This is a genomic window from Halomicroarcula saliterrae (assembly GCF_031624395.1).
Lineage (GTDB): Archaea > Halobacteriota > Halobacteria > Halobacteriales > Haloarculaceae > Haloarcula > Haloarcula saliterrae.
Genome location: NZ_JAMQON010000003.1, coordinates 470022 through 479052, shown reverse-complemented (window position 1 = coordinate 479052; position 9031 = coordinate 470022). Strand labels below are relative to the sequence as shown.

Sequence of the window (9031 nt, the reverse complement as noted above, 5' to 3'; positions counted from 1 at the left end):
TGTCGAACGCCGCGGACGCTAAAATGGATGCCGACTCGCGGCCTGTGGCGGTGAGCGAGTCGTGACTCTGGACGGACTCGCGTCCCCACGTCACATCGATATCGCCCGAAAAAGACCGTCTCGCCGTCGGTTCAGGTCAGCGAGAGGTCGCCGAGTGCCCGCGCTGCGAGGTCGGCACTGGCAGCGACACCGGCTTCCAGAACGAGAGTCATCTCCTCACCCGCGCTGACGTCGAGACCGTTGCTCGCCTGGGTCCCGACGAGGTCCGGCACTGACATCTCCGACAGTAACCCCGTGCTCGGTGAAGTGGCGTCGCTCTCGCTCACGCTGTACATGGCGCGGTGCTGGACGGTGACGCCGAAGGCGATATCGTCACCGGTCTCGGTCGTCGCGAGGTTGATGAGCAGGGTCCGTGGAATCTCGGCGTCGCTGGTCGTCACGTAGCCGACGTAGCTCTGCATCGTCGTCTGGTTCCCGAGGAACGTCACCGACCGCGAGGCGACTTCGGCCGGCGCCACCGCCCACGAGAGGTTCGGGCCGAGCCCGGCGGCCTCGCGGATGCCCGACTCTTCGAGATACTCGGCGCCGTCGGCGGTGACGAACTCCTCTTCGTCGACCTCCGAGAGGGGGTTCAGCGACCGGCCGCCCACCGACGCCGACGGCGTGGTGAACACCGCGACCGTCGTCTGGGTGTTCTCGGCCCAGTCGGTGTCGAGGTAGTTCCAGTATATTCGACTGAGGTCGGGCGTGCTCTGAATCTGCTCGGTCTCGATTCTCGTCGAACCGATAGAGACGTCGCCGTCGTCTCCGGTGTTGCCCTCGCCCAGACCGAGTTCCTCGCTGCTGGTGCTCTCGGTGGATACCATGTCGAGTGGCTCGAAGACGGGGCTATTGTCAGGAGTAGTCAGGAACAGCGGGCCAACACCGTGGCTCATTGGTCTCCCTCCGAGACGAACGCGAGCCCAGTCGGCGCGAACGAGTCGCCCTCGGCGTACGGGACCGGCGGATCGAACGTGACCTCGCCGTCAGTCTCCCTGTCGCCGAAGTCGATGTCGGCCATCGGGGTCGTCGAGATGACGCGGTCCGGGTCGCCGTCAGTATCGGGGACCAGGAGCGTCATCGATTCCGCCGGCAGCAGGTCGAACTGGTCGCCCTCGGCGGGCGTGATGCCCTCGCCGTCGATGACGTCCGAACCCCGAACCGCCCGCACCGGCGCGTTGTCCGACCACCGAGCCAGCGTCGAGTCGCTCTCGGTCCAGCGCTCCTCCTCCGTGGGGTCGGGCGTCGACTCCTCGTTGGCGAACACCGTGAGCTTGCTCTCGGCGGTCACCGACCCTTCGACGCCGGCGACTTCGCGGCTGGCCGTGTCCGTGAACGTCTTGCTGTCGGACTGTTCGAAGCCGAGGCCGGCCATCGTCTCGCCCATCTGCGCGTCGCTCGCGGTGATGGTCCGGTCCGTCGCGCCCCCACAGCCAGCCAGTCCGGCCGCGCCGGCGACACCGGTCGCCCAGAGGAGCTTTCGCCGGGTGAGTGTCGCTGCGTTTTCGGACGGTATACGTTTACTAGTCATGCAGTAAAAAGGCTGTAACTGTATTTAACCGTATGTATCGGGGTACCGCCCGACCGCATCGTGCCGTGGCGGCCGCGCGCCGGGCCAGTCGGCCGGTCACTCCCGGCGCCGACCGAAGAGCCACCCAGCGCCCAGCAGCCCGGCCAGCCCGCTCGCGATGCCCAGCCCCGGCCCGGCGGCACCGACCCCGCCTCCGCCGCCACCGCCGGCCGGACTCGGGGTGAAATCCCGGCTCCGGAGCTGGGCCAGGTCGATGCCCACCGGTTCGAGGTAGATGCCCAGATAGCCGCTCTGGCACTGCTCTCGGTCGTTGATGATGAACAGCATCCCCGGTTCGACCGCGACCCGGTCGTTGAGATACAGCGTAATCCGCGTCTCCTCCGGGTCGGCCTTGCGGTCGATGAGCCGGGCGTCGTAGGCCAGCGTCTCGTCGTTGGTCCAGTCGACGAACTCACAGTTGTCGGCGACGCTGGCCTCGGTCGGGTCGACGCCGGGGCCGATGTGGATGAAAAAGCCGGTCACCGTCTGGTCGTACTGTTGCTGTTCCGGGATGACGGCGCGTCGCTGCCCGCCCTGCGGGCCGCCACCGTCGGTGCCCTCTTGGCCCGCCACGACACCGACGGTTCCGACCGCCCCTGCGCCCGCGGCGGCCGACCGTAACACTGCGCGGCGCGTCCGGCACCGTTCTGCCCGCCCACAATTGTCAGTTTTTCTGGACATCCTATTGGTTGTTCGGCCGTCGAGCGGAAAGGGATAGTGGCTCCCACGGCCGGGAGTCGTCATCGCCACCCCGACAACACCGTCCGGGACGTGGGCGCCCGTTCGGGCATCCGCGCCTACGTCGCGGCGGAGCGTCCCCGACGGCGAGGCCTTCGCGTTCGAGCCGACGCCGAGCCGGTCGGCGCGGGTCGTCGCGTACACCCGGTCGGAGTCCGAGCCTATCGCCCGGTTCGGGTGACAAGCGGCCGAATCAGTGTCAGACACACACCACTACGATGCCGGTCACCCGCGCGCACGCGGGTCAATGAGGGACTTTTTAATGCATGGGGGCGTAGCCCGGTTCAAGATGTTCAACGCCATCGTGAGTGCGGACACGCTCAAATCGGCTCTCGATTCAGTGAGCGTGCTGGTGGACGAGTGCAAGATCCACCTCGAAGACGACGGGCTGGAGATTCGGGCGGTCGACCCGGCCAACGTCGGCATGGTCGACCTGCGACTCGACGCGGCGGCCTTCGAGTCCTACGAGACCGACGGCGGCCTCATCGGCGTCAACCTCTCGCGGCTAGAGGACATCGCCGGGATGGCCGATTCGGGCCAGCTCGTCCATCTCGAGCTCGACGAGGAGACGCGCAAGCTCCACATCGCCATCGACGGGCTGGAGTACACCCTCGCCCTCATCGACCCCGACTCCATCCGCCAGGAACCCGACCTGCCGGACCTCGACCTCTCCTCGCACGTCGTCATCGAGGGGAAAGATATCAACCGCGCCGTGACGGCCGCTGACATGGTCAGCGACCACATCGCGCTGGGTGTCAGGGCCAGCGACGAGCTGTTCTACGTCGACGCCGAGGGCGACACGGACGACGTCCACCTGGAACTCACCCGCGACGACCTCATCGACCTCACGGCCGGCGACGCCCACTCCCTGTTCTCGCTCGACTACCTGAAGAACATGAACAAGGCCATCCCGAAAGACGCCGAGGTCGAGATGGAACTCGGCGAGGAGTTCCCCGTCAAGATGCACTTCGACTTCGCCGAGGGGCAGGGCCGAGTCACCTACATGCTCGCGCCGCGCATCCAGAGCGAATAGACGCGACAGCGTTTTTTCCGGGCGGCCGATACACCGACGTATGGTCTCCGTTTCGACCATCGACGCCGACCCGCAGTATCTCGACCGCGCCGGGCGCCGCCTCGCCTACGCCACCTACAGCGACCCGACGGGTCGGCCCGTCGTCTTCTGTCACGGGACGCCGGGGTCGCGGCTGCTCGGCCGCCTGCTCGACGCCCCGGCCGCGAGACGCGGCGTCCGACTCGTCTCTCCGGACCGGCCGGGCATCGGGGCCTCCGACGACGCCCCGGTCGGTATCGACGACTGGCCGGCCGACGTGGCCGCGTTGCTGGAACACCTCGACGTCGAGTCGGCGGGCGTCCTCGGCTTCTCCGGGGGCGCGCCGTTCGCGCTTTCCTGTCACCGGCTGGACGCCGTCGAGTCAGTGACGCTCGTCAGCGGAACGGGACCGCCGGGTGTCGGCGGGGCGGGACGGGCACAGCGAGCGATGGGGACGCTGGCCCGATACGCCCCGTGGCTGCTCTCACCGTTCGTGCGACTCCAGCGGTGGGTGCTCCGTCGCCGGGACCCGTCGGCCGCGCTGGACCTCCTCGCCGACGAGCCCCCGGAGACCGACGCGCTCTCGACCGACGAAATCGCGCGGCTGGTCGAGACCGACATCCTCGCGGCGACGGCCGGCGGCCCGGACGGCGTCGTCAGGGAACTGGGGCTGCTCGCCGAGCCGTGGCCGTTCGACCTCGATTCCGTCTCTGTGCCGGTCACCGTCTTTCAGGGCCAGCGCGACACCAACGTCACACCGGCGACCGGCGAAGCGCTGGTTCGGCGGCTCCCCGAGGCGACGCTCGAACGGGTCGACAGCGACCACCTCGGGACGCTCTGTGTGGCCGCGCCGCGGGCGCTCCGGGGTCCGACGCTCGTCTGACGTACCGTTTTGTGGGATGGGACTGTACGGTCGGGTATGGAGCAGCTCGGAGACGCGTACGGCGGGCGCCGCTGGGAGGGGCGGGACCCGCGCCGCGTCTACGCCGGGGCCGCGCTCGGTATCCTGGGCGCGCTCGCAGTCGTCGTCGGCCTGCTAGTCGTGACGACTCCGCTCGCTGACGTGCTCGGTGCGACTGACCTCCGGGCCGCCGAGAAACTCGCCGGTACGCTGGGTGGGCTGGGAATCCCGGCGATGTTTCTGGGCGTCGTCGTCGTCCTCCCCTCGTCGCGGCGCGAGAACGTCGGCGTCGCCGTCGGCGCGGCGTTCTGTCTGGTCGGCGTCGCCCTCTTTCAGGTGGCCTACCCCGACCGGTGGACGACCGGCGCGGAGACGCTCGCCTTCGAGACGTCGATGGCGTACTTCCTCGGGACCACGCTCGCGTTCTGGTTCGTCTTCACGGCGATGGCGAGTTTCCGCACCCGGAACAACCCGCAGGGGACGGTTCGACTGGAGCTGACCCGTCAGGGGGAGAACCGAACGGTAACGGTCTCCCGCGAGGAGTACGAGCGCTACACGAGGGCGATTCGCAGCGACGGCGGCGAGACCGAGCAGATAATCCGAGAGCTGGAATCCCGGGCCGAAGAGTAACCCCGAGTCCCCGTCGTCGGTCCCGAACCACGCGCTTACGCGTCTGTCCCGGCCGTGGCAGTTCCGCTCTCGGGCGTCGGCTCCGCCGGCGGTTCGTCGTCAGCCTCGACTTCCTCGACGGCCACGTCCTCGCCGGCGACACCGCTCTCGCTGATGACTGGCAGGAGGTTGTAGCCGCCCAGTCCCCTCTTGACGACGTTGATATCGAAGACGAATTCGACGGTCCCATCGGCCGTAATCTCGAACGAGTGCGTGATCTGGAGCTTCCCGCTCGGGACCGTCACTGGCACCGACGCGCCGTCGACGATACCTTCGACGTCCGAGACGTACAGCTCGATCTTGCTGTACTGCCCGGTCTCCAGTGTCCCGTCGAGGACGCCGATCGCTTTCTCGCCGACGACCTGCGTCAGGTCGACGGTCGGTTCGTCCAGGTCGAAGACGGTGAAGCCACTCTCGGTCTCACGGCCCTCGCTTTCGCGCTCCGTGTCTTCGACAGTCCCGGTTTCCTCGGCCTCCGTGACATCCCCCGTTTCCTCGACCTCCGTCTCTTCGGTCTCCGACTGCTCCCTGTGGACGCGGGCCCTGTCGAACGTCACGTCCAGCGCGTCGAAGTCGTCGATATCCGCCGGTCGGTCGCTGACGAGGAGGCGGAAGCGGCCCGTGGACGAACTGTCTGTGGTGTCGGTGTTCCCACCGGCTGTTCCGTCTTCGGCGGTCGGGCCGCCGTCGTCAGTCGAGCCGCCACAGCCGGCGACGAGCGCCGTCCCGGTGACCGTGGTCATACTGAGGAAAGTCCGTCTATCCATACCGCGTTCGTACGACTGTGACCGTATATGCCTCGTGGCCGTTCAGCGTCACCGAGCCGGATAAACTGAATAAACACCGTACATGAACGGTTTTACCGGCGTGGGACGACCACTCCACAATGCCAAACTCGAACGCGAAGGGGGACCGCCGCGAGCGGGAGCTGGTCAACGCCCTCGACGACGCCGGCTTCGCCGTGATGCGAGCGCCCGCAAGCGGCAGCGCGACCGAACGCGAACTCCCCGACGTGCTGACCGGCGACGGCGAGACGTTCTACGCCATCGAGGCCAAATCCAGCGCCGGCAACCCGATATATCTGGACGGCGAGGAGATAGAGGCGCTGCTCTTTTTCGCGCGGAACTTCGGCGCGAAACCGCGCGTCGGCGTCCGGTTCGACCGCGAGGAGTGGTACTTCTTCCACCCGGGCGACCTCTACACGACCGACGGCGGCAACTACCGCGTCAAGAAGGAGACGGCGCTGGCCGAGGGAACCGACTTCGACGAGTTCGTCGGGAACACGAAGAAGGTCACGCTGGACGAAGTTGCCGAGAGCAGCGGTCCGGACCAGGCGGTGCTTGACATCCTCTCGGCGTTCGAGCGGGGCGATCTATCGAAGGAGGAGGCGGCCGAGATGCTGTAGTGGTGTCCGCAGCGAAACAACAGGTGCGGGAGTTTATGAACGATACCGGCGGCAGATAGCACGCCGCCGTCGCGGAGGTGTGTCAGACCGACACGTCGTGTGTCGAGGCTATCATGGGGGCTTCGACGCACCGACGGCGGCTCACTCGACCAGCTGCTCGTCGGTCCGGTCCAGTCGCGACCGCGGGAAGGCGTAGCGCCGCGGCGGCCTCGACCGGCGGACAGCGCTCAGATACGTCGCTTCGACGACCGCGTCGTCGACCGGGTAGCCGTCGTTTCGCTCGTACTCGGCGACGGTCTCCCCGGTGGCCTGGATGACGTGCTCGTCGGCCCGCTCGTCGAGAACGCGGGCGACGACGAGGCGCTTGCCCGTCTCGCGGTCGACGACCACGTCGCCGGCGACGAGCCCACAGTGCCGACAGCGGTGGGGCGGGGCGTCGTCCGCGCGGACGAACGTGACGCTCCCACAGACGTCACAGCGCGCCCGCTCGCGGCCCGGCGGCGCGACTCTGCGGGCGGTTATCTCGATTGCGACCCGTCGGAGGTGTTTGCACTGCTCGCCGCGTATCCGGTGGTCCGGACAGCTACAGCTGTGGTCGCGAAGGTCGACGCGGTATGTGTGGCCGCTCTCGGTAGTGACGGCGTAGCTGTGGTCCTCGCGCCGGTCGACCACCATCCGCTCGGTCCAGGCACGCGCGGCGCGCGGTTCGAGTCTGCTGGGGTCGGGTGCGAGTGCAGTCGGCTCGCTGTCGTCAGATGGGTATATCAGTGTCATAGTGGTCGGACACGGCTGTTTTCTTCGGTGTGTCCAGTCGAAACATAGGGACCGAGCGACCCTAAATCTCTCGGCGGTCGGGGCGGGTCGGTGGCGCGGTATCGACCGGGACGGGACCGGCCGGCTTCGGGAACGCCGTGAGTGACGAGGCGCGAAGCGAGCCGCGGGACCGAGACCGGGTTAGCGCACAGCTCTCCCGGGCAATCTGACGCGTCGCGTCAGCCGGCGACCGGGGCGTTCCGGCTCGCAAAACTACTCGTCACTGAAACAGAAACCACACGTAGAGCGCTTCGACACCCTTTTGCCCGCCCCGCGGAAATCGCGGCACATGGAAATCGAGCGGGAGGCCATCGTCCAGGTCGTCATCTCGGCCATCAGCCTCGTTACGTTCGTCGCCGCTACCGTCTACGTCGCCACGAGCTACTCGGCCGACGGGGGTCTCACCCCGCAGGGCGGAACCGCGCTGGTCGGCGCTATCGGGCTCTTCGTCATCGTGATGCTCGGCGCCGGGCTCTGGCTCGAACGCCAGCAGTTCTAGGCCTCGGCCGCTTCGTCGTCGCTCTCGGCGTTCTCGTCGCGCCAGTCCTCGAGTTCGTCGTCCTCGGCGTCGTCTATCTTCTTCTCGTAGTACGCCATCGGATGTGAGATGCGTTCACAGAGGTCGTCCTTGTTGACGCAGTCGCCGTAGGACTGCATCGTCGAACAGGCCGGCGTGGAGTATTCGGTGGGGCTGGTGTCGCCGCGGATGTGGTCGACCTGATACCGGGTCGCCTCCTCGCCGAAACCGGGGTTGACGTTGAACAGATCGACGATTTCGTCGGTCGTCATGCCGATACTCGTCAGGAACGCCGCGATGGCGAACCGGGAGTGGTGTTCGAGGTGTTCGCCCTTCTGGACCTGGTCCAACAGCGCCTGCATACAGGGCGGGAACAGCTCGGGAACGACCGTGTCTATCTCTCTGGTGAGGTCCAGCTCCGAGAGCACCTCCCGAAGTTGCTCGACCTCCCCGTCGAGTTCCGTCGCGATGGTCTCGGGCACCTGAAACGGCAGCCCATCCGTGACGCGGTGGCGGATGGCCTGTTTCAGCAGGACGTAGAGCTCCTCCGAGGCGATACGGACCCGCCCGTCGGCCAGCGGCCGGTTGACCAGCCGCCAGTGGTCGCCCCGCTGGTCCGCCGCCAGGTCCAGATAGGTGCCGACCTCGACCCAGTAGCCGTCGTCGGCGTCGCTGACGGCGCTCGCGAGGTCGAACTCGGCGAGTAGCTGGTCGAGACTCACCCGTTCCGTGCTCGTCGACTTGAACTCCGTCGTCGCCGCGAACTCCTGTCGGAACCGCTCCTGGGCCGTCTCTGCTTCGGCCTGTGCGTACTTGCGGGTACAGACGTGCTGGTCGACCAGCGAGACGAGCACTCTGGCGACCGGGTACGAGAGCAGTTCCACCCGCGTTCGACGGTGTGGCTCGCCGACGGTGCCGTCCGTGATAGCGTGTTCGACCCGCTCCACGGCCCGGTCAGTCACTGCGTCGTCGGTCGCGACCACCTCGCCCAGGTCGACCGCCGCGGTCTCGACGGCCTCGCGAGCGGCGGCAAGGAACGGGTATCGCGCGTGGAGCGGCTGCATGGGACGCCGTTGCGCGCGGGGCCGAATAAAATTGCCGTCCCGAAGTTGGCTAATCTTACTCTCGGCAAGACTGTCTTACCCACAGATAGGTTCGCGACTGCCGGGTTATCGGACGGGCTAACGTCTGATTACCGGGCCACAGGACGGGCTTTCCGGCTTCGTAGGGTTCGGAAAACAGTTTCACAGCGTTGCTGGGAGGGATCCACGACCGGCTCGCACGCTCGCGGCCTCGCTAGGTCCTCCACGGCTCGCTTCGCTCCCCGT

At 67.3% G+C, this 9031-nt stretch carries 11 protein-coding genes; 5 read left to right on the top strand and 6 right to left on the bottom strand.

The window, feature by feature from the left end:
- Positions 1-131: 131 nt before the first annotated feature.
- The 3 genes from NDI56_RS13680 to NDI56_RS13670 form a co-directional block, all read right to left on the bottom strand.
- The gene (locus NDI56_RS13680) at positions 132-935 is read right to left on the bottom strand and encodes a DUF6517 family protein (RefSeq protein ID WP_310920099.1); all 804 of its coding nucleotides are present in this window, start codon (positions 933-935) and stop codon (positions 132-134) included.
- On the bottom strand, positions 932-1570 hold the full coding sequence (locus NDI56_RS13675; RefSeq protein ID WP_310920098.1) for a hypothetical protein: 639 nt from the start codon (positions 1568-1570) through the stop codon (positions 932-934). Before NDI56_RS13675 ends, NDI56_RS13680 begins: the two co-directional genes overlap by 4 nt.
- A gap of 96 nt (positions 1571-1666) precedes the next feature.
- Positions 1667-2233: a hypothetical protein gene (locus NDI56_RS13670; RefSeq protein ID WP_310920097.1), complete on the bottom strand. Its 567-nt coding sequence runs from the start codon at positions 2231-2233 to the stop codon at positions 1667-1669.
- A 403-nt stretch (positions 2234-2636) separates the two neighbouring features.
- Here NDI56_RS13670 and NDI56_RS13665 point away from each other — a divergent pair, with 403 nt between their 5' ends.
- From NDI56_RS13665 to NDI56_RS13655, 3 genes are read left to right on the top strand one after another with little or no spacing between them, the layout of a single operon-like run.
- Entirely contained in the window at positions 2637-3380 is a 744-nt protein-coding gene (locus NDI56_RS13665) for a DNA polymerase sliding clamp (RefSeq protein WP_310920096.1), read from the top strand.
- A gap of 40 nt (positions 3381-3420) precedes the next feature.
- Positions 3421-4281: an alpha/beta fold hydrolase gene (locus tag NDI56_RS13660; RefSeq protein WP_310920095.1), complete on the top strand. Its 861-nt coding sequence runs from the start codon at positions 3421-3423 to the stop codon at positions 4279-4281.
- A 36-nt stretch (positions 4282-4317) separates the two neighbouring features.
- Positions 4318-4929, top strand: a complete 612-nt coding sequence (locus NDI56_RS13655; protein WP_310920094.1) for a cell division protein CdpA domain-containing protein — start codon at positions 4318-4320, stop codon at positions 4927-4929.
- A gap of 35 nt (positions 4930-4964) precedes the next feature.
- Here NDI56_RS13655 and NDI56_RS13650 read toward each other — a convergent pair whose 3' ends face one another.
- Complete coding sequence (locus tag NDI56_RS13650) at positions 4965-5735, bottom strand: DUF4382 domain-containing protein (protein ID WP_310920093.1); 771 nt, start codon at positions 5733-5735, stop codon at positions 4965-4967.
- Between the two features lie 119 nt (positions 5736-5854).
- On the opposite strand from NDI56_RS13650, the gene hjc reads away from it, so the two are divergent.
- Entirely contained in the window at positions 5855-6373 is a 519-nt protein-coding gene (gene hjc / locus NDI56_RS13645) for a Holliday junction resolvase Hjc (protein ID WP_310920092.1), read from the top strand.
- Positions 6374-6514: 141 nt separating this feature from the next.
- On the opposite strand, the gene NDI56_RS13640 is transcribed toward hjc, so the two are convergent.
- Complete coding sequence (locus NDI56_RS13640) at positions 6515-7147, bottom strand: SWIM zinc finger family protein (RefSeq protein WP_310920091.1); 633 nt, start codon at positions 7145-7147, stop codon at positions 6515-6517.
- A gap of 328 nt (positions 7148-7475) precedes the next feature.
- Here NDI56_RS13640 and NDI56_RS13635 point away from each other — a divergent pair, with 328 nt between their 5' ends.
- Positions 7476-7685: a DUF7472 family protein gene (locus tag NDI56_RS13635; protein WP_310920090.1), complete on the top strand. Its 210-nt coding sequence runs from the start codon at positions 7476-7478 to the stop codon at positions 7683-7685.
- On the opposite strand, the gene priL is transcribed toward NDI56_RS13635, so the two are convergent.
- A complete protein-coding gene (priL, locus tag NDI56_RS13630; protein ID WP_310920089.1) occupies positions 7682-8767 on the bottom strand; it encodes a DNA primase regulatory subunit PriL in 1086 nt (361 codons plus the stop codon). The genes NDI56_RS13635 and priL overlap by 4 nt on opposite strands.
- Positions 8768-9031 lie beyond the last annotated feature (264 nt).